Source organism: Streptomyces sp. A3M-1-3 (genome assembly GCF_024213665.1).
GTDB lineage: Bacteria > Actinomycetota > Actinomycetes > Streptomycetales > Streptomycetaceae > Streptomyces.
Genome location: NZ_JANAVP010000020.1, coordinates 26,791 through 46,832 on the forward strand (window position 1 = coordinate 26,791; position 20,042 = coordinate 46,832).

Sequence of the window (20,042 nt, forward strand, 5' to 3'; positions counted from 1 at the left end):
GTCGGCCGGGCCAGGTGAACGCACAGGTCAGGGCCGGGTCATACGCAGCACGTCCAAGGCTTCGTCGAGCTGCTCCAGGGTCAGGTCGCCCCGCTCCACATAGCCGGATTCGAGGACCACCTCGCGGATGGTCTTCCGCTCGGCCAGCGACTTCTTGGCGACCTTGGCGGCCTCCTCGTATCCGATGTACTTGTTCAGCGGCGTCACGACGGACGGGGACGACTCGGCGTACTCGCGGGCGCGCTCGACGTGGGCGGTGATGCCGTCGACGGTACGGTCGGCCAGCAGGCGGGCGGCGTTGGCGAGCAGCCGTACGGACTCCAGCAGGTTCTTCGCCATCACCGGCAGCATGACGTTCAGCTCGAAATTGCCGGCGGCGCCGGCCACCGCGACCGTGGTGTCGTTGCCGGTCACCTGGGCCGCGACCATCAGCACCGCCTCCGGGACCACCGGATTCACCTTGCCCGGCATGATCGACGAGCCCGGCTGAAGGTCGGGGAGGCTGATCTCGGCCAGGCCGGTGCGCGGGCCGCTCGCCATCCAGCGCAGATCGTTGCAGATCTTCGTGAGCGAGACCGCGATGGTGCGGAGCTGGCCGGAAGTCTCCACCAGCCCGTCCCGCGCCCCCTGCGCCTCGAAGTGGTCGCGGGCCTCGGTCAGCGGCAGTCCGGTGGTGTGGGCCACCTCGGCGATGACGGCGGCGGAGAAACCGGGCGGGGTGTTGATACCGGTACCCACGGCGGTGCCGCCGAGGGGGAGTTCGGCGAGGCGCGGGAGTGCGGACCGCAGCCGTTCGACGCCGCTCCGGATCTGGGCCGCGTATCCGCCGAACTCCTGGCCGAGGGTGACGGGAGTCGCGTCCATCAGGTGCGTACGGCCGGACTTGACGACGTCCCTGAACTCCTCCGCCTTGCGCTCCAGGGACGCCGCGAGGTGCTCCAGCGCCGGGATCAGATCGCGGGTCACGGCGGCGGTCGCGGCGATGTGGATGGAGGACGGGAAGACGTCGTTGGACGACTGCGAGGCGTTGACGTGGTCGTTGGGGTGGACCTCGCGGCCGAGTCGTTCGGTGGCGAGGGTGGCGAGGACCTCGTTCGCGTTCATGTTGGACGAGGTTCCGGAGCCGGTCTGGAAGACATCGACGGGGAAGTGGTCGTCCCAGCGGCCCTCGGCGACCTCCGCCGCGGCCGCCTCGATCGCGCCCGCGATGTCCTTCTCCAGTACGCCCAGTTGCGCGTTCACCCTCGCTGCCGCTGCCTTGATCCGCGCCATGGCCTCGATGTGGGCCCGCTCCAGGCGCTGGCCGGACAGCGGGAAGTTCTCCACCGCCCGCTGGGTCTGTGCACGCCATTTGGCGTGCACGGGGACCCGTACCTCGCCCATGGAGTCGTGCTCGGTGCGGTACCGGGTGTCGTTCTGATCAGCAGTCATCTTCGCCGTCCCTCCAAAAAGTTGAGCAATTGTCTTGTTCGAAGTGTTCCCAAGTCTCTTACCGGCCAGTAAATACCTTCGGTAACACCTGAAATCGGGGAGGCGTACATGGCACGCACCAGACCCAGACCCAGACTCAGATGTACCGTCGCCGCTCTCGCGGCACTCGCGGCCGCCCTCGGCGGACTCACCGCAATCACCCCCACGGCCCAGGCTGCCCCCGCACCGGCCGCCCCCTCATCCACCCGCGTCGCGTCCACACCGCTGCCACCCGCACTCGAGACGATCCGCGCGGCCGAAGCGACCAAGCTCTACGGCAGCTCCGCCGAACGCCCGCTCGCCGAGCGCAAGACCGGCCTCATCTCCCTCGGCGACAGCGAGATCTCCGGCGAGGGCGTCGGCACGTACGAACCCGGCACCAACGGCCCGTCGAACTGGTGCCACCGCTCGCCCGACGCCGCCATCCACCGCACCGGAATCCCCGCGGACGTCACGTACAACGTGTCCTGCTCCGGCGCGTACACCGGCAACATCCGCATCGGCGGCAGCAAGCAGTACGCCGACGAACTCGTGCAGAGCGACAACCTCGCCATCAAGGCCCGCAACACCCGGATCAAGATGGTGCTGCTGGTCGCCGGCGCCAACGACGACCTGCAGTTCGGACCGGTGATCACCGACTGCGTCACCCGGTGGTTCACCTTCCAGGGCGCCTGCGAGCCCAAGTACGCCCCCGGCTGGCAGGGCCGCATCGACGGCCTGGTGCCCAAGGTCGAGGCGACGGTGGCGGACCTGCGTACGGTCATGCGGGAGGCGGGTTACGCCGACGGCGACTACAAGCTGGTCGTCATGGGCTACCCCGGCCCCATCGGCCCCGACATCTACGACAACCCGGGCTACTGGGGCAAGATCCCCGGCGGCTGCACCGGCTACGACCAGGACGCGGTCTGGGCCCGCAACGCGGCCGTACCCGGCTTCCAGAGCGGGATGCGCCGGGCGGCGAAGCAGGCCGGGGCGGTCTACCTCGACAACTCCCGCCTCTTCCACGGCCACGAGGTGTGCATGGACGACGCCTGGGCGCGCGGCCTGTACATCGACCTCGCCAACCCCTTCCCGCCGGACTCGAACTCGGTGCGCCAGTCCTTCCATCCGAACGTACGGGGCCACGCCGCCTTCGCCTCGTGCCTGACCCAGCTCTACAACTCGGGCCTGGACGAGGCGAGTTGCGCGGACCCGGCGAGTACCGGAAAGCCTCAGCTCTACCCGGGCGGCTGGGACGACGCGTATGAGCCGCTGAAGAACGAGGCCACGGGCACCTGCGTGGACGTGTACGGCGTCAGCAGCCGCAACGGCGCCAAGGTAGGGGGCTGGGACTGCAACGGTGCCCGCAACCAGGGCTGGTGGTACGACGCAGGCCGCAAGTCCCTGCACACCGAGCTGACCCACGACCGCTGCCTGGACGTCCCGAACGGCAGCTACACGGCGGGCACGGCGGCCGTGATGTGGAACTGCCACGGCGGCGCCAACCAGCAGTTCGTACGCCAGTCGGACACGATTCGTCCGGCGGCGGCGACGGGCCTGTGCCTGACCCTGGCGGGCTCGAAGGAGCCACTACGCCTGCAGCCCTGCACGGGCGCGCCGAACCAGCGCTTCGCGTAGCAGGACTGGGGCTCCGCCCCAGACCCCGGTCCTCAATCGCCGGACGGGCTGAAAATCAGCCCGTCCGGCGATTGAGGACACGCCCGAAGGGCGTCCACGGCGTGCTAGCCGAGCCCGGGGCCCCGGACCGGGATTGATGTGAACGTCGGGGCCGGGGCCGGCTCGGTGAAGAAGTCGTTGCCCTTGTCGTCCACCACGATGAACGCCGGGAAGTCCTCCACCTCGATCCTCCACACCGCCTCCATGCCGAGCTCCTCGTACTCGACGACCTCGACCTTCTTGATGCAGTCCTGCGCGAGCCGCGCGGCCGGACCGCCGATCGAGCCCAGGTAGAAGCCGCCGTGCGTACCGCACGCGTCGGTGACCTGCTGGGAGCGGTTCCCCTTGGCCAGCATGACCTTCGAGCCGCCCGCCGCCTGGAACTGCTGCACGTACGAGTCCATACGACCGGCCGTCGTCGGGCCGAAGGACCCGGACGCGTAACCCTCGGGGGTCTTGGCCGGGCCCGCGTAGTAGACCGGGTGGTCCTTCAGGTACTGCGGCATCTCCTCGCCCGCGTCCAGCCGCTCCTTGATCTTCGCGTGCGCGATGTCGCGCGCCACGACCAGCGGGCCGGTCAGCGAGAGCCGGGTCTTGACCGGGTACTTGGTCAGCTCGGCCAGCACCTCGCCCATGGGCCGGTTGAGGTCGACGCGTACGACGTCACCGCTCTCGTCGAGATGCTCGTCCGTCGTCTCCGGCAGGAACCGCGCCGGGTCGGTCTCCAACTGCTCCAGGAAGACTCCTTCGGCGGTGATCTTCGCGACCGCCTGGCGGTCGGCCGAGCAGGACACGGCGATCGCGACGGGCAGCGAGGCACCGTGCCGCGGCAGCCGGACGACGCGGACGTCGTGGCAGAAGTACTTGCCACCGAACTGCGCGCCGATGCCGATCCTCTGCGTCAGCTCGAAGACCTTCTCCTCCAGCTCCTTGTCACGGAAGCCGTGACCGGCGGCAGAGCCCTCGGCGGGCAGCTCGTCGAGGTAGTGCGCGGAGGCGTACTTCGCGGTCTTCAGCGCGAACTCGGCGGACGTGCCGCCGACGACGATCGCCAGGTGGTACGGCGGGCAGGCGGCCGTACCGAGCGAGCGGATCTTCTCCTCCAGGAACTTCATCATGGAGTCCTCGTTGAGGACCGCCTTGGTCTCCTGGTAGAGGAAGGACTTGTTGGCGGAGCCGCCGCCCTTTGCCATGAAGAGGAACTTGTACGCGCCGCCGTCGGTCGCGTACAGCTCGATCTGGGCCGGCAGGTTGGAGCCCGTGTTCTTCTCGTCCCACATGGTGAGGGGAGCCATCTGCGAGTAGCGCAGGTTCAGCTTCGTGTACGCGTCGTAGATGCCCCGGGAGAGAGCCTCCTCGTCCCTTCCCTCCGTCAGGACGTTCTGGCCGCGCTTGCCCATGACGATCGCCGTGCCGGTGTCCTGGCACATGGGCAGCACGCCGGCCGCCGCGATGTTGGCGTTCTTGAGCAGGTCGAGGGCGACGAACTTGTCGTTCGAGGACGCCTCGGGGTCGTCGATGATGCGGCGCAGCTGCGCGAGGTGGGCCGGGCGCAGGTAGTGCGAGATGTCGTGCATGGCCTCGGCGGCGAGCGTGCGCAGCGCCTCCGGGTCGACCTTGAGGAACGTACGCCCGTCGGCCTTGAAGGTGGAGACACCCTCGGAGGTCACCAGCCGGTACGGGGTGGTGTCCTCTCCCAGGGGGAGCAGGTCGGTGTACGTGAACTCCGGCATCGGGGCCATTCCTCACTCGGCAGACAGCGGCGCCGGCCTCCATTGGCAGCGCGTCAACCAGGGTAGAACCATCCGGACGCGCCGAGTCTGTGAGGTAAGGCTCAGTACGGGGGCCAGACCCGGCGCCCGGCCCGGCGGGTAAGGCCCGGTACGCGGCCGCGCCCTACTATCGCGATCTATCGTGTCTCGGTATGCTCGCCGGGTGGACCTGGAAAAGCATGAACCCTCCGCCGTACGCGCGTCCGACGCCGACCGCGACCGGATCACCGACATCCTCCGGGACGCGCTGGCCGAGGGCCGGCTGACCGCCGAGGAGCACTCCGAGCGGATCGACGGCGTGTACGCGGCCAAGACCCTCGGCGAACTCGAACCGCTGGTACGGGACCTGCCCGCGGCCGGCCCGCACCGGCCCTTGGCGGCCGCCCCCGCGTGGGCCGCGCCGGCGACGCCGCCCGGACCTGTCGCCACCGAGAACCTGGTCGCCGTCTTCAGCAGCTCGACGCGCAAGGGGCGCTGGCGCCCCGGCGCACGTACCCGTGCCGTCTCCGTCTTCGGCAGCGTCGAGATCGACCTCACCGAGGCGGTGTTCGAGCAGCAGCACATCGAGATCAACGCGACGTCCGTCTTCGGAAGTGTCGAGGTCTGGGTTCCCGAGAACATCACCCTGCGCGGATTCGGCACCGGCGTCTTCGGGAACTTCGAGGTGAAGACGAACGAGGACGCCGATCCACAGGCCCCGGTGGTGCTGATCCGCGGCTTCTCGGTGTTCGGCAGTATCGAGGCGCGGCCGAGGCGCGGCAGCCGCCTCGTCGATCTGCACAACCGGTTGCGCAAGCACCTCGGGCACTGACGCAGGACGTCGGATGCCGGCCGCCGGACGCCGGACATGGCGAGAACCGGTCGAAATTCCGAGCGAAATTCCGAGTACCGGAACTCAGTGCATAGGCGCGCGCACAGCGGGTAGGGACAGCTGCATCGTCTCTCGCTCGCGAAGCCGTCGTCAGGAGTAGACCCGTGCAGCAACCGCCGCATCAGTCCCCGCAGGTCGCCGCAGTCCCGAGCCAGCGGGGGCCGGCTCGGGAAGATGCCGGACCCTGGCACTCGGAGGCGGTGTGCCGCCGGGACGAAGCCGGGCTGTTCTTCGCCCCCTCCACGGAGCCGACGGCCGCGAGGCTGTCGCGTGAGGAGGCCGCGAAGCGGGTCTGCGCACGCTGTCCGGTCATGGTCGACTGCCGGGAGCACGCGCTGCTCCAGCCGGAGCCGTACGGCGTGTGGGGCGGCATGACGGCCGCCGAGCGCCGCGTGGTGCTGGCCCGGCGCAGGCGGCGCGAGGTGGAGCTGCGCAAGGCCGCGCCGACGGGCCCGATCGCGGCCGCCGGCTGACCGCTGCGTACGTACGACTCCGTACGTACTCGACCAATGGGGCGCCCCCGCCGCACAACGGGGGTGCCCCTGTCTACCTGTCCGCCTACTTCGCGCGGTCGAAGTCGATGGCGCTGTAGGCGCGCAGCTTCGACAGGCGGTGGGTCGAGTCGATCTTGCGGATCGTGCCCGACTTGGAGCGCATCACCAGCGAGGAGGTGGTGGCGGTCTCGGCGCGGTAGTGAACGCCGCGCAGGAGCTCGCCGTCCGTGATGCCGGTGGCGACGAAGAACACGTTCTCGCCGCTGACCAGGTCGTTCGTGTGCAGGACGCGGTCGAGGTCGTGACCGGCGTCGAGAGCGCGCTGACGCTCGGTGTCGTCCTTGGGCCAGAGCTTGCCCTGAATCGTGCCGCCGAGGCACTTGATCGCACAGGCCGAGATGATGCCCTCGGGGGTGCCGCCGATGCCCAGGAGCAGGTCGACGCCGGTGTCCTCACGTACGGCCATGATCGAGCCGGCGACATCGCCGTCGGAGATGAACTTGATGCGGGCGCCGGTCTCGCGGATCTCCTTGACGATGCCCTCGTGGCGGGGGCGGTCGAGGATGACGACGGTGACGTCCTCGGGGGACATGTTCTTGGCCTTGGCGACGCGGCGGATGTTGACCGACGGCGGGGCGGTGATGTCGACGAAGTCGGCCGCCTCGGGGCCGACGACGAGCTTGTCCATGTAGAAGACCGCGGACGGGTCGAACATGGTGCCGCGGTCGGCGGCGGCCAGCACGGCGATGGCGTTGGGCATGCCCTTGGCGTTGAGCGTGGTGCCGTCGATCGGGTCGACGGCGATGTCGACCTCGGCGCCGGTGCCGTCGCCGACCCGCTCGCCGTTGAACAGCATCGGGGCTTCGTCCTTCTCGCCCTCACCGATGACGACGACGCCGTTCATCGACACGGTGGAGACGAGCGTGCGCATGGCCTTGACGGCCGCGCCGTCCGCGCCGATCTTGTCGCCGCGGCCGACCCACCGGCCCGCGGCCATCGCGGCGGCCTCGGTGACCCGGACGAGCTCCATGGCGAGGTTGCGGTCGGGAGCCTCGGGCGAGACCTCGAGCTGGGACGGCAAGTTGTTGTGCTCGGTCATCGGAGCGCACCTTTCTGTACGACGACGGCCGGAAAGAGGGTGCTGCGACTCTATCGGTACGTCGATAAATTGAGCAGTGGGGGGCACGTATGAGCGGCATATCGGTATCCGCTCGGAATGGGCAACCCCTGGCGCAGCCGGCCGTCGGGCATGGGGGACGATGGACCCGTGGCTGGTATGCGAGGCAAGCAGACGGTGCGGGACATGATGCTGTCGATGGCGGTGATCGGCATCGCCGTCGCGGTCATCTACATGTTCATTCCCCATGACGAGGACGCCGACCCGGTCAGGCTCGTCGACTACCGCGTCGAACTCCTGACGGCCCGGCGCGCGGCCCCCTATCCGGTCGCCGCCCCCGAGGGCCTGGCGAAGGACTGGCGGCCCACGTCGGTGTCGTACGAGCGGAGCAACGGCGACGCCTGGCACCTGGGCTTCCTCGACCCGGACGGGCAGTACGTGGCGGTCGAGCAGTCCACCGCTCCCGCGGACAAGTACATCCGCAAGGTCAGCCAGAACGCGGCGGAGACCGAGCAGACGCAGCAGATCGGCGACGAGACCTGGCAGCGCTGGGAGGGCCCGAAGTACGACGCGCTGGTGCGCAAGGACCAGGGCGCGACGACGGTGGTCACGGGCACGGCGTCGTACGAGCAGCTGGCGAAGATGGCGGCGGCGCTGGAGACCGAGAAGTCCTAGCGCGCGGCGACGACCACGCACGCGCACGCACGACCACGCACGCGAACGCACGAAGGCCGCCCGCCCCGGAACCCGGGGCGGGCGGCCTCGTTCGCGTACGGATCGCCGCCTACGCGTGTCAGACGGTGGTCACGACGTCGTCGTACGCCAGGCGCGGGCTGCGCGGCAAGGCCGCGTCGTCGCCCGGCTTGCCGATGTTCACGACCATCAGCGGGGTGTGGTCGCCGTCCAGGAACTCCTTCTGGACGCCGGCGAAGTCGAAGCCGGTCATCGGGCCGGCGGCCAGGCCCGCGGCGCGGACGCCGACGATGAAGTACCCGGCCTGGAGGGCGGCGTTGATCTGGGCGGACTGCTCGCGGACCGGGCGCTCGGCGAAGAACATGTCCTTGGCCTGCGGGAAGTGGGGGAGCAGCTGCGGGAGCTCCTCGTGGAACTCGTTGTCCGCGGCGAGGATCGCGACCAGCGGGGCGGCGGCGGTCTTCGGGCGGTTGCCCTCGGCCATGTGCTGGACCAGGCGCTCACGGGCCTCGGCCGAGCGGACCAGGACGACGCGCATCGGGGTCTGGTTGAAGGCGGTCGGGCCGTACTTGATCAGGTCGTAGATCGCCTGAACCTGCTCCTCGGTCACCGGCTCGTCGGAGAAGGTGTTGGCGGTGCGGGCCTCGCGGAAGAGGAGGTCCTGGGCGGCGGAGTCAAGAACGAGGGTCATGCTGGCGTACCTTCCGAGACGAGCAGAGGATCTTTACGCCGGGTGTAACCGCAGACCCATAGATTAAATTTCAACTACATGGGGAGTGTGACCCACCTCACGGCGGGCGGGCGGCATCGTGGGCGGGGCCGCGCCCGCTCAGTCGGCAGTTCCGGCGGGCTCGTCCCCGCCCTGGGACAGCGCCGCGTCGAGCCGGGCGCGAGCGCCCTCCAGCCAGCGGCGGCAGACCTTCGCCAGCTCCTCGCCCCGCTCCCACAGGGCCAGCGACTCCTCGAGCGTCGTGCCGCCCGCCTCCAGCCGGCGTACGACCTCGATCAGCTCGTCCCGTGCCTGCTCGTAGCCCAGCGTCGTGGCTTCGTCGGTGTTGGCCATGTGATCCACCCTAGGTGCGAGATACGACAACGATCGTGTGGGAGGGGCGGGCGTGACGTGGTCAGTCGGCGACCCGCACCGTGAACTCGCCCTCCGCGACCCGCGCACGGAGCTTCTCGCCCGCGCTCGCGTCCTCGGGGGAGCGGACCACGTGGCCGTCCGCCCGCTGGAGCACCGCGTACCCCCGCTCCAGCGTCGCCGCGGGCGACAGCGCGACCACCCGCGCCCGGGTGTGGGACAGCTCGGAGTCCGCGCGGTCCAGCAGGTGGCCCAGCGTGCGGCGGCTCCGCCCGACGAGCCCGTCCACGAACTCCTCGCGCTCCTCGATCATCCGGTGCGGCCGCTCCATCACCGGCCGGGCCAGCGCGTGCGCGAGACCCCGCTCCTCCCGGTCCAGCACCCCGCGCACGGTCCGCAGCGCCCGGTCCCGCAACTGCTGCACCCGGTCCAGCTCCTCCCCGACATCCGGCACGACCTTCTTCGCCGCGTCCGTGGGCGTCGACGCCCGCAGGTCCGCGACCAGGTCGAGCAGCGGCGAGTCCGGCTCGTGCCCGATGGCCGAGACGACCGGCGTACGGGCCGCGGCCACCGCCCGTACCAACTGCTCGTCGGAGAACGGCAGCAGATCCTCCACGCTGCCCCCGCCCCGCGCCACGATGATCACATCCACGTCCGGCAGCTCGTCCAGATCCTTGACCGCCTGGACGACCTGGGTCACCGCGTTCACGCCCTGCACCGCCACGTTCCGTACCTCGAACCGCACCGCGGGCCAGCGCCGCCGCGCGTTCTCCAGTACGTCCCGCTCGGCCGCCGACGCGCGCCCGCAGACCAGCCCGATCAGCTGAGGCAGGAACGGCAGCGCACGCTTCCGGTCGAGGGCGAACAGCCCCTCGCCCGCCAGGGTCCGCTTCAACTGCTCCAGCCGCGCCAGCAGTTCACCGATCCCGACCGGCCTTATCTCCGTGGCCCGCAGCGACAGCTGCCCGCGCGGCGCGTACCACTCGGGCTTGGCGAGCATCACCACCCGCGCTCCCTCCGACACCACATCCGCGACCGCGTCGAAGACCTGCCGGTAGCAGGTGACGCCGACCGAGATGTCGTGCGACGGGTCACGCAGGGTCAGAAAGACCACCCCGGCCCCCGGGCGGCGCGACAGCTGCGTGATCTGCCCCTCGACCCACACGGTCCCGAGCCGGTCGATCCACCCCCCGATCAGCCGCGACACCTGGCCGACGGGCAGCGGCGCATCCGCAGACGTATTCAGAGCCATGTACGCAGATTAGGGGGTGGCACCGACACGGCCGCTCCGCCCGCTCCGCCCGTTCGGCCCGCTCGGCCCGCCCCGCCCTCGCGAGCACCCCGGGGCGATGAAGCCCCGCCCCTCCCCGAGGCCCTTGCGCCGACCGACGCGGCCTTACGATGGTGGGCATGACTGCTACGACTCCCCGCCCGTCGCCCGCCGCCACCCCGAGCGGAGACGCTGCGCGTCGCAGTGACAAACGCGTCCTCCTCGCAGCCCCCCGCGGATACTGCGCCGGCGTGGACCGAGCCGTGATCGCCGTCGAGAAGGCCCTCGAGCAGTACGGAGCGCCGATCTACGTCCGCAAGGAGATCGTGCACAACAAGTACGTCGTGCAGACCCTGGAGAAGAAGGGCGCCATCTTCGTCGACGAGACGGAGGAGGTCCCCGAGGGCTCCATCGTGGTCTTCTCCGCGCACGGCGTCGCGCCCGTCGTCCACGACGAGGCCGCCGAGCGCAAGCTCGCCACCATCGACGCCACCTGCCCGCTGGTGACCAAGGTCCACAAGGAAGCCGTCCGGTTCGCCAACGACGACTACGACATCCTCCTGATCGGCCACGAGGGCCACGAGGAGGTCATCGGCACCAGCGGCGAGGCCCCCGAGCACATCACCCTGGTCGACGGTCCCGAGGACGTCGCCAACGTGTCCGTCCGTGACGAGTCCAAGGTCGTCTGGCTCTCCCAGACCACCCTCTCCGTCGACGAGACGATGGAGACGGTCGACGCGCTGAGGCAGAAGTTCCCGCTGCTGATCTCGCCGCCGAGCGACGACATCTGCTACGCCACGCAGAACCGCCAGATCGCGGTGAAGCAGATGGGCGCGGACGCGGACCTCGTAATCGTCGTCGGCTCCAAGAACTCCTCCAACTCCGTCCGCCTGGTCGAGGTCGCGCTCGGCGCGGGCGCGCGCGACGCCCATCTGGTCGACTTCGCCGACGAGATCGACGAGGCATGGCTGGACGGCGTCACGACGGTCGGCGTCACCTCCGGCGCCTCGGTCCCGGAGATCCTGGTGCACGGTGTCCTGGAGTGGCTGGCCGCGCGCGGCTACGCCGACGTGGAACTGGTCACCGCCGCCGAGGAGTCGATCACCTTCTCCCTCCCCAAGGAGCTGCGCCGCGACCTGCGTGCCGAAGCGGCGGACCTGTCGGGCCAGTGAGCGCGGGCGCCTGCCCGTAACGTGGAGTCCATGCAGATCTTCGGCGTGGACATCGGCGGATCCGGGATCAAGGGCGCTCCCGTGGACCTGGACCGTGGAGACCTGGCGCAGGAGCGCCACAAGGTACTGACCCCGCAGCCGGCCACCCCCGACAAGGTGGCCGGCTGCGTCGCGGAGGTCGTCGGCCACTTCGGCTGGTCGGGCCCCGTCGGCGTCACCTTCCCCGGCGTCGTCACCGGCGGCATCACCCGTACCGCGGCCAACGTCGACAGCGGGTGGGTCGACACCGACGCGCGCGAACTGCTCAGCGGACAGCTGAACGGCCTGCCGGTCACGCTCCTCAACGACGCCGACGCCGCCGGCCTCGCCGAGATGACCTTCGGGGCGGGCCGTGGCCGCAAGGGGACGGTCATCGTGCTGACCTTCGGTACGGGCATCGGCAGCGCGGTCTTCACCGACGGCCGGCTCGTCGCGAACACCGAACTCGGCCACCTGGAGCTGCACGGTCACGACGCCGAGAAGCACGCCTCCACCAAGGCCAAGGAGGACGAGGACCTCAGCTGGCAGCAGTGGGCGCACCGGGTCGAGAAGTACCTCGCGCACATCGAAATGCTCTTCTCGCCAGAACTCTTCATCATCGGCGGCGGGGTCAGCCGCAAGGCCGACAAGTTCCTGCCCCTCATCGAGGGCGTGCGGGCCGAGACAGTGCCGGCGCAGCTGCAGAACAACGCGGGCATCGTGGGCGCGGCGATGGCGGCGGCGGGCCGCTGAGGGGGTCCGGCTAGCGGCGGGACCTGCGCCGACTCATGATCATCACCTTCCGTACGGTGACGATCAGCCCGGCGACCAGCGTTCCGCCGTACAGCCAGCCGGCGTGCAGCGCCAGGGCGGTGACCACGCCCATCACATGACCGCCGAAGCTCTCGCTGCCGCCCGCGATGGGCAGCACGCCGACCGCGAAGGCGATCGGCACACTGATCGGCGCGGTGACCAGATCGGCGGGCCGCACCCACAGCGCGGTCGCGGCGCTCACCGGCAGGAAGAGCAGCCCGTACGCCGGCACCGACTCGTCGAACAGCAGCCGGCAGACACAGGCCAGCAGGAACATGGACGCCAGGGCGAACAGTCCGCCGCCGAGACCGGTGAGCCGGGGCTTGGGCATCCTGCGCAGCGGCTGCACCGCGGGCGGCATCGGACGCACGGGCCGGGCGGCCGCGACCCGGTAGAGGGCGGCGGTCTCACCGAGCGCCCCGGTGGGGGGCAGCGGGGTCTGGTGTAGCTGCTGGTGACGAGGCGGTCGCGTCCTGTGATGCTCCACGCCACCAACGTAGGTCGCCGGACGGCATCTATCCGGCTTTGGACACGCGCTTTGGCCGAGCTTGGCACTGAGTTCGACGTCATGTGGCTGAGAGGCAACCCCGACACGCCCGTAAACTGGTGGACCGGCCCACTCGGGGCCACGCCAGTCCTCACTCCAGGAAGTCGCCAACGTGTCGCTCACGATCGGAATCGTCGGCCTGCCGAATGTCGGCAAGTCGACCCTGTTCAACGCCCTGACCAAGAACGACGTACTGGCGGCCAACTACCCGTTCGCCACGATCGAGCCGAACGTCGGCGTGGTGGGCGTCCCGGACCCCCGTCTCGCCGTGCTCGCCGGCATCTTCGGCTCGCAGAAGATCCTCCCGGCCACCGTCGACTTCGTCGACATCGCGGGCATCGTGCGCGGCGCCTCGGAGGGTGAGGGCCTGGGCAACAAGTTCCTCGCGAACATCCGCGAGTCCGACGCGATCTGCCAGGTCATCCGCGCCTTCAAGGACGAGAACGTCGTCCACGTCGACGGCAAGATCTCGCCCAAGGACGACATCGAGACGATCAACACCGAGCTGATCCTCGCCGACCTCCAGTCCGTCGAGAAGGCGGTCCCGCGCCTGACGAAGGAGTCCCGCCTCCAGAAGGAGAAGGTCGCGGTCCTCGCCGCGGTCGAGGAGGCGCAGAAGATCCTCGAAGCGGGCACGACGCTCTTCGCCGCGGGCATCACGGCCGGCACGGAGAAGGGCCGCCTGCTCCACGAGCTGCACCTGCTCACCACCAAGCCGTTCCTGTACGTCTTCAACGTCGACGAGGACGAGCTGGTCGACGAGGACTTCAAGAACGAGCAGCGCGTACTGGTCGCCCCGGCGGAGGCGATCTTCCTCAACGCGAAGATCGAGTCCGAGCTCATCGAACTCGACGACGACGAGGCCCTCGAACTCCTCCAGTCGATGGGCCAGGAGGAGCCGGGCCTGGCCACCCTCGGCCGCGTCGGCTTCGACACGCTGGGCCTGCAGACCTACCTGACGGCAGGCCCGAAGGAAACCCGGGCCTGGACCATCAAGAAGGGCGCCACGGCCCCGGAGGCGGCGGGCGTCATCCACACCGACTTCCAGAAGGGCTTCATCAAGGCGGAGGTCATCTCCTTCGCGGACCTGGTGGAAACGGGCTCGGTGCCGGAGGCCCGCGCAAAGGGCAAGGCGCGCATGGAGGGCAAGGACTACGTGATGCAGGATGGCGACGTGGTGGAGTTCCGCTTCAATGTGTGAGCGGGTGAAATAACACCACGTTGGTGTCCTGGCAAATATGCAGGTCAGATGGGGCCCGACTCTTCGGAGTCGGGCCCCTGGTTTTTACCCGTGCTGGGATGGTGCTGGGAAATCTGATCCCTCGTCACCCGTCATCACCCCTGCTCACCCCTACCGTGCTGGGTTCTAGGCAGGGCTTGTGTGCTAAGCGGCCGCAGCTCCACAGGCGGCTTCTGATCAGCCGCGATGCTCGTTGCGTGTGAGTTTCGTTCGTGGGTGACTGTCAGAGGGCCCGAAGGCGGTGGCTCAACCAGCCACGCAATCTCGCCCTTTGTACCCGCCCTCACTCGATCCACTAGGCCGCCTGAGATGAAGTAAGATTCAATCTACGGAATAATCTATCTACGTTAATCACCCTGGGGTTGTGTCGTGGAGTTCCAAGGTCGGGCCGGAGATCTTGAACTGCTGGCCGAGCAGTACCGGACAGTGGCAGAGGGTGTTGGAGCCACTCGAGGGCGGGCTGTGATCATGACGGGCCGGCGCCGAGTGGGGAAGTCGCGACTGGTCCAGGAGTTCTGCGACCGCTCGGGAGCGCCGTACGTGGTGTTCCAGGCCACCCGGGGGCGTAACCCTGTGAGGGAGCGCGCCGACTTTGCCGCGACCCTCGCGCAGTCCCTACTGCCGGGGGTGGAGCTGGTCGCCGGCCTCCAGGCGCAGGACTGGAACCAGGCCCTGCGCTCGCTGGCGCTCGCGGTACCCGATGACTCACCCAGCATCGCGGTGATTGACGAGGTGCCCTGGCTGGTCGAGCAGGATCAGGAATTCGAGGGCGCACTCCAAACTGTCTGGGACCGTCACCTCTCTTCCAAGCCCGTGCTTCTGCTGCTGGTTGGCAGCGATACATCGGTGATGGAGGCACTGCAGTCGTACGGGCACCCGTTCTTCGGCCGGGCGGCGAAAATGACCGTCCGTCCCCTGAACCTGGCCGACGTGCAGGCCATGACCGAGCTCGACGCCGCAGGGGCCGTCGACGCCCAGTTGATCACTGGAGGATTCCCCGAGATCGTGCAGTCATGGCGGCCGGGAATGGGGCGTACGGCGTTCTTGCAGGCTTCGGTCGCCAATCCCCTCTCGCCCCTGCTGGTGGCTGGCGAGCTGTCCCTGCTGGGCGAATTCCCCGAGGCTTCGCACTCACGGGCCGTACTGGAAGCGGTTGGCAGCGGTGAGCGCACGTTCAGTGCGATCGCAGCCCAGGCCGGCGGCGCCAGCGCGCTGCCGTCCGGCACGCTCTCCCCGCTGCTGGCCATGCTGCAGGCCAAGCGAGTCCTGGCCGCTGATCTCCCCCTGTCCGTCAAGCCGGATAGCAAGAACAAGCGCTACCGGATCGCCGACCCGTATCTGCGGTTCTGGCTGGCCTTTCTGGCGCGCGCGATCCCACTCATCGAGCGTGGCCGCGGTGACTTGGCGCTGGAACGCATCGAGCGGTCATGGACCACTTGGCGCGGGCGAGCGGTCGAGCCACTGATCCGCGAGTCCTTGCTGCGTCTGATGCCCAATGACAAGTGGCCCGAGACCGAGGCCATCGGCGGTTGGTGGAACCGTCAAAACAACCCCGAGATCGATCTCATCGGTGCAGACTGCGAACCGGTGGCCCGGCAGGTGCACTTCGTCGGGTCGGTCAAGTGGCTGGAGACCCAGCCCTTCGGCCGTCATGAGTACGACGCCTTGGTACGCGACATGCTCGCTGTCCCCGGTACCGCCCCGGACACTCCGCTGGTCGCGGTCTCCCGCTGCGGGGTGGTCGATGATCTGCCGCTGACCGCGCACTGGGGACCGGAGGACCTCGTACGGGCGTGGCAGCCCCGATAGCCGCGGAACCCGAGGTCTCTCACCTCGCGAGTGCCCCTCGAACTACGGAGCGGCTTGAGGTTCACGCTGTGAACGGTGATGGGAGGTGCCTGAGCCCAGGCGCCCTCTTTCGATGATTCCGTGTGTCGGTGATTCCGTGGGGGCGTCGGACCGGAATGTGCAAGGGAGCCCCGCACAAGAGCACAGTCAACAGTGCGCTCCTCCTCGCACCTTGCGAGATGCGCGCGGCGACGAGGTCTGCCTCGGCCGGATCGGCCCCACTGCATCAACACCCGTATCTTGAGGACCATCGGCACCAGAACGCGCCCTCCATGCGCCCTGCGCCCCTGTGAGCGCGCTCCCCCGCCTTATTGCTGCGGCTCAAGCTATGAGCCGGTGGTAAGCCACCGCAAAGGGCTACAGCCTGGAGGGGGACGGCGTGCCGGAGGACTGGATTCGGGCTCTCGTGGCGGACTTCGGAGCCGAGTGCAGGGAGGGCCTGAGATTCAGCGACACCGAGGCATCGCTCAGCCCGCCGGTGAAGAAGCTCGTCGAGACATTTGGCAGACGCTGGAGACTGAACTCCCGTCTGCATCCGGAATTCCCTCTCCCGGAAGCGAGAGTGCGGCCCGACTATGCCGTGGAGAGCGGGGGACGTGTCACCGGCTTTCTGGAGTTGAAGGCACCCGGCCACGACATCACGCCGGATGGCTTCACGAAGCGTGATCGCGAGCAGTGGGAGCTGATGCGGCAGCTCCCCAATGTCCTCTACACCAACGGACATACGTGGTGCTTGTACCGGGGTGGCCCGCTTCCCCTCCGGACAGTCCGGCTCGAAGGAGATCTGTACCGGTCCGGCAGCCGACTGTGCACGGCTGACCCGGACGGCGCCTCGTTGCGGGATCTGCTGCGCGACTTCCTCGGCTGGCAACCTGAACGGATCACCACCGTCCGCCGACTGGTGACTTCCATGGCTCCGCTGTGCCAATACCTTCGAGCAGAGGTGCTGGAGCAACTCGATATCGAGCGGCGGACGCCGGAAAGCGCGCCGGCTCGGCGACGTGCTCACAAGCCCTTCACCGCGCTCGCCCATCACTGGAGCAAGGTGCTCCTCCCATCGACCGACGGGCAGGACCCGGACCACATCTTCGCCGACCGTTACACGCAGACCATCGCCTTTGCTCTGCTCCTCGCCCGTACCGAGGGTTTGCGCCTGACAGGTCGGGATCTCGCCGCAGTGGCAAGTGAGTTGGAAGTCGAGAACACGGTCATGGGCCACGCCTGCAACTGCTGACAGAAAGGGTGGATGCCGAGTTCGCCCGTCGCCTCAACACCCTGGTCCAAGTGGTAGATGCCGTCGACTGGAAGTCGATCACGAAGCAGCGACCCGACGCCCACGTGTATCTCTACGAGGACTTCCTCGAGGAGTACGACCCCGAGTTGCGCAGACGTTCCGGTACTTACTACACCCCTCCGCGACTCGTCCGTATGATGGTCCGTTTCACCGACGCTGTGCTGCGAACCCGGCTCGACTGCGCGGAGGGCTTCGCCGATGGCCAGGTCACCGTCATCGATCCGGCGATGGGAACGGGCACCTTCCTCAGCGAGATCATCGACACGGTCGCCGAGCAGCGGGCCCGACGGGGACAGGGCTTCCGCGGTGAGGCGGTGGAGCAGCTGGCAGGGCGACTAATAGGTTTCGAGCGGCAGATGGCGGCGTACGCGGTCGCCCAGATGAGGATCACCCAGACCCTTCGTGAGCAGGACACCCGCACACGGCTAGACGACTTGCGGCTCCATCTCGCCGACACTCTTGCCGACCCCTACGAGAGGTCCTCGCTCTTCGCCTTTCTGCCCGCCGACGACGCGCTGGTCGAGAACAGCCGACAAGCGGATTGGATCAAGCGGGAACAGCAAGTGACCGTTGTGATCGGCAACCCGCCGGACCGTGAGAGGGCCGAAGGCGAGGGAGGTTGGGTAGAGGCGGGTTCCGAGAAGGAAGGCATCGCGCCTCTGCTCGACGCCTTTCGTCTCCGAGGGAGGAACGGCACCCAGGAGAACAAGCTCAAGAATCTCTACGTGTACTTCTGGCGCTGGGCCACCTACAAGGTGTTTGACCAGCACCGTCCTGAATCGCACCGTGGCATCGTCGCCTTTATCAGCACCGCGGGTTTTCTGAGTGGCCCGGGTTTCCGGGGCATGAGGGAGTACCTGCGCCGTACGTGTTCGGAGGGCTGGATCATCGACCTCAGCCCGGAGGGCATCCGGCCTCCGGTGCGGACACGCCTCTTCCCTGGAGTTCAACAGCAGCTCATGATCGCCGTTTTTGTCCGCAGTGGGGGCGACGAGAAGCCCGCCGGCATCAGGTACGTCGCTCTGGAGGGCACAGGCGAAGAGAAGTATGCGCAGCTTGAAGGTCTCACTCCTGACAGTGCGCAATGGCGTCCCGTGCGTTCAGACGCCCAGGCTCCTTTCACCCCCGCGGCGGAGGGCGACTGGGATACTTATCCGGCCCTTGGTGACCTGTTGCCATGGGCGTTGCCCGGCGTGCTGCCGAAGCGCACATGGGTCTATGCCACGGACAACGACACGCTGCGGGCCCGATGGAGGAGACTGACCGCGGAGCAGAACGTCGAGGAGAAGCGAGCCCTGTTCCGGGAGACGCACAGCCGAACCGTGGACCGGCAGGTACATCCCCTGCCTGGCTCGGCACTGCCGAAACAGTCGATGATGGACAGCTCTTCTGCCTGCCCCGAACCAGTGCTGGTCGCCTACCGCGCCTTCGACCGGCAGTGGCTTATTCCAGACAACAGAGTCCTCGACAGAAGCTCACCGGAGTTGTGGGAGAGCCAGATTCCCGACCAGATACGGATCGTTGAGCAGCACTCCAAGAAATTCGGCCCCGGGCCCGCCGTACTCTTCTCGGCTCTGTTGCCAGACCTTGATCACTTCGATGGCCGAGGGGGGCGTGTTCTGTCCCTCCTGCAGAAGGACGGCACACCCAACGTGGCTCCCGGCCTCCTACAGCACTTGGCTAACTCCTTCGGCTACCGGAACGTCTCTGCGGAAGATCTGGCTGCGTACATTGCAGCCGTCATCGCTCACCCTGACTTCACCTCACGGTTCGGGGATGAACTGACCACGCGAGGCGTTCGCGTGCCGCTCACCGGGGATGCCGCGCTGTGGTCGGAGGCGCTCTCTATTGGCAGGACCGTGATCTGGGCTTCGACCTTCGGCGAACGGTGCGTCGATCCGCAGGATGGGCGACCCGGGGGCGCTGATCAGATCTGGGAAACAGCGCTGCCGACGATCACGTACCGGAAACAGGTCGGTAGACATGAGCTGCCTGAGCGATTCCTCTATGATTCGGACCGCCTGGAGCTGCGTCTCGGCAGCGGTGTCTTTGGGCCGGTGACGCCTGGTGTGCGCGGGTACCAGGTCGGCGGACAGAACGTACTCGACGGCTGGCTGAGGCGGCGAAGCGGCCCCCCGTCGTCCAAAGCGAGCAGCGAGCTGGACCGTATACGGCCGGACCAGTGGCTTCCTGCCTGGAGTGAAGAACTTCAGCATGTGCTGGCGGTTTTATGGCACCTGGTCGAAGTGCAACCCGCCCAATCCCTTTTACTCGACCGGGTCCTCGCTTCCCCACTGATCAGCGTGGAGGAGCTTCTCAGGCGCGGTGTTCTCCCCGTGCCGGAAATCGCCCGCCGCTCAGCTCCGGGGCCATCGCGTGACCAAACAATTCCAGGGACTGAGGGCATCGAACTACGGGAACCGCACGCAGTCAGGCCGATCACGCCGCAAGGCGACGCGTCAGTGGAGGCTCCGACCCCGCGCCCACACGGAAGCAGGGAGCCCGGCAGCAATCGGCCGTACCGAAAACGGTAGCCGGACACTGGACGGCGGGGTCGCGAGCCCGTGTTCCGCGACATGAGGCAGGGGATTGAACGCTCCGGTACGCGGTCCATCGCGATATCCATGGAGGGGCAACCCGCAAGCAGCTCGCTGGTGCGGATTGAGATCCGATCCGGCGGAGCCCA

Annotated in this window: 17 protein-coding genes; 10 read left to right on the top strand and 7 right to left on the bottom strand. The window is 68.3% G+C overall.

Annotated elements, in window-relative coordinates; genetic code table 11:
• Positions 1-27: 27 nt before the first annotated feature.
• Complete coding sequence (locus NLX86_RS22245) at positions 28-1,431, bottom strand: aspartate ammonia-lyase (RefSeq protein ID WP_254373521.1); 1,404 nt, start codon at positions 1,429-1,431, stop codon at positions 28-30.
• A 108-nt stretch (positions 1,432-1,539) separates the two neighbouring features.
• Here NLX86_RS22245 and NLX86_RS22250 point away from each other — a divergent pair, with 108 nt between their 5' ends.
• Entirely contained in the window at positions 1,540-3,087 is a 1,548-nt protein-coding gene (locus NLX86_RS22250; protein WP_254373522.1) for a ricin-type beta-trefoil lectin domain protein, read from the top strand.
• A gap of 104 nt (positions 3,088-3,191) precedes the next feature.
• Here NLX86_RS22250 and NLX86_RS22255 read toward each other — a convergent pair whose 3' ends face one another.
• Positions 3,192-4,859, bottom strand: a complete 1,668-nt coding sequence (locus tag NLX86_RS22255) for a fumarate hydratase (protein WP_254373523.1) — start codon at positions 4,857-4,859, stop codon at positions 3,192-3,194.
• A 202-nt stretch (positions 4,860-5,061) separates the two neighbouring features.
• Here NLX86_RS22255 and NLX86_RS22260 point away from each other — a divergent pair, with 202 nt between their 5' ends.
• Together NLX86_RS22260 and NLX86_RS22265 are read left to right on the top strand one after the other, a co-directional pair.
• Positions 5,062-5,709, top strand: a complete 648-nt coding sequence (locus NLX86_RS22260) for a DUF1707 domain-containing protein (RefSeq protein ID WP_254373524.1) — start codon at positions 5,062-5,064, stop codon at positions 5,707-5,709.
• Positions 5,710-5,873: 164 nt separating this feature from the next.
• Positions 5,874-6,242, top strand: a complete 369-nt coding sequence (locus tag NLX86_RS22265) for a WhiB family transcriptional regulator (RefSeq protein ID WP_254373525.1) — start codon at positions 5,874-5,876, stop codon at positions 6,240-6,242.
• Positions 6,243-6,327: 85 nt separating this feature from the next.
• Here the strand turns inward: NLX86_RS22265 and glpX are convergent, their stop codons facing one another.
• Positions 6,328-7,362 carry a class II fructose-bisphosphatase gene (glpX, locus tag NLX86_RS22270; RefSeq protein ID WP_254373526.1) on the bottom strand — a complete coding sequence of 345 codons (1,035 nt, stop codon included), beginning with the start codon at positions 7,360-7,362 and terminating at the stop codon, positions 6,328-6,330.
• A 177-nt stretch (positions 7,363-7,539) separates the two neighbouring features.
• Here glpX and NLX86_RS22275 point away from each other — a divergent pair, with 177 nt between their 5' ends.
• The gene (locus tag NLX86_RS22275; RefSeq protein WP_254373602.1) at positions 7,540-8,055 is read left to right on the top strand and encodes a DUF4245 domain-containing protein; all 516 of its coding nucleotides are present in this window, start codon (positions 7,540-7,542) and stop codon (positions 8,053-8,055) included.
• A gap of 118 nt (positions 8,056-8,173) precedes the next feature.
• On the opposite strand, the gene NLX86_RS22280 is transcribed toward NLX86_RS22275, so the two are convergent.
• From NLX86_RS22280 to xseA, 3 genes are all read right to left on the bottom strand, one after another.
• Positions 8,174-8,764: a malonic semialdehyde reductase gene (locus NLX86_RS22280; RefSeq protein WP_254373527.1), complete on the bottom strand. Its 591-nt coding sequence runs from the start codon at positions 8,762-8,764 to the stop codon at positions 8,174-8,176.
• 138 nt (positions 8,765-8,902) lie between these two features.
• Positions 8,903-9,136 (bottom strand): exodeoxyribonuclease VII small subunit, encoded by a 234-nt coding sequence (locus NLX86_RS22285; RefSeq protein ID WP_254373528.1) that lies wholly within the window; start codon positions 9,134-9,136, stop codon positions 8,903-8,905.
• Positions 9,137-9,197: 61 nt separating this feature from the next.
• Positions 9,198-10,406 carry an exodeoxyribonuclease VII large subunit gene (gene xseA / locus NLX86_RS22290; protein ID WP_254373529.1) on the bottom strand — a complete coding sequence of 403 codons (1,209 nt, stop codon included), beginning with the start codon at positions 10,404-10,406 and terminating at the stop codon, positions 9,198-9,200.
• 158 nt (positions 10,407-10,564) lie between these two features.
• Between xseA and NLX86_RS22300 the strand changes: the two genes are divergently transcribed.
• Positions 10,565-11,596, top strand: coding sequence for a 4-hydroxy-3-methylbut-2-enyl diphosphate reductase (locus NLX86_RS22300; RefSeq protein ID WP_254373530.1), 1,032 nt, complete (start codon positions 10,565-10,567; stop codon positions 11,594-11,596).
• Between the two features lie 30 nt (positions 11,597-11,626).
• Positions 11,627-12,367, top strand: coding sequence for a polyphosphate--glucose phosphotransferase (ppgK, locus tag NLX86_RS22305; RefSeq protein ID WP_254373531.1), 741 nt, complete (start codon positions 11,627-11,629; stop codon positions 12,365-12,367).
• Between the two features lie 10 nt (positions 12,368-12,377).
• On the opposite strand, the gene NLX86_RS22310 is transcribed toward ppgK, so the two are convergent.
• Positions 12,378-12,914, bottom strand: a complete 537-nt coding sequence (locus NLX86_RS22310; RefSeq protein ID WP_374213932.1) for a DUF6542 domain-containing protein — start codon at positions 12,912-12,914, stop codon at positions 12,378-12,380.
• 172 nt (positions 12,915-13,086) lie between these two features.
• Between NLX86_RS22310 and ychF the strand changes: the two genes are divergently transcribed.
• The 4 genes from ychF to NLX86_RS22330 all read left to right on the top strand — a co-directional run bounded on the left by ychF (position 13,087) and on the right by NLX86_RS22330 (position 19,890).
• The gene (gene ychF, locus NLX86_RS22315; RefSeq protein WP_254373532.1) at positions 13,087-14,175 is read left to right on the top strand and encodes a redox-regulated ATPase YchF; all 1,089 of its coding nucleotides are present in this window, start codon (positions 13,087-13,089) and stop codon (positions 14,173-14,175) included.
• Positions 14,176-14,583: 408 nt separating this feature from the next.
• Complete coding sequence (locus NLX86_RS22320; protein ID WP_254373533.1) at positions 14,584-16,023, top strand: ATP-binding protein; 1,440 nt, start codon at positions 14,584-14,586, stop codon at positions 16,021-16,023.
• Between the two features lie 418 nt (positions 16,024-16,441).
• Entirely contained in the window at positions 16,442-17,296 is an 855-nt protein-coding gene (locus NLX86_RS22325; RefSeq protein ID WP_254373534.1) for a hypothetical protein, read from the top strand.
• 8 nt (positions 17,297-17,304) lie between these two features.
• Positions 17,305-19,890 carry a type ISP restriction/modification enzyme gene (locus tag NLX86_RS22330; RefSeq protein WP_254373535.1) on the top strand — a complete coding sequence of 862 codons (2,586 nt, stop codon included), beginning with the start codon at positions 17,305-17,307 and terminating at the stop codon, positions 19,888-19,890.
• Positions 19,891-20,042 lie beyond the last annotated feature (152 nt).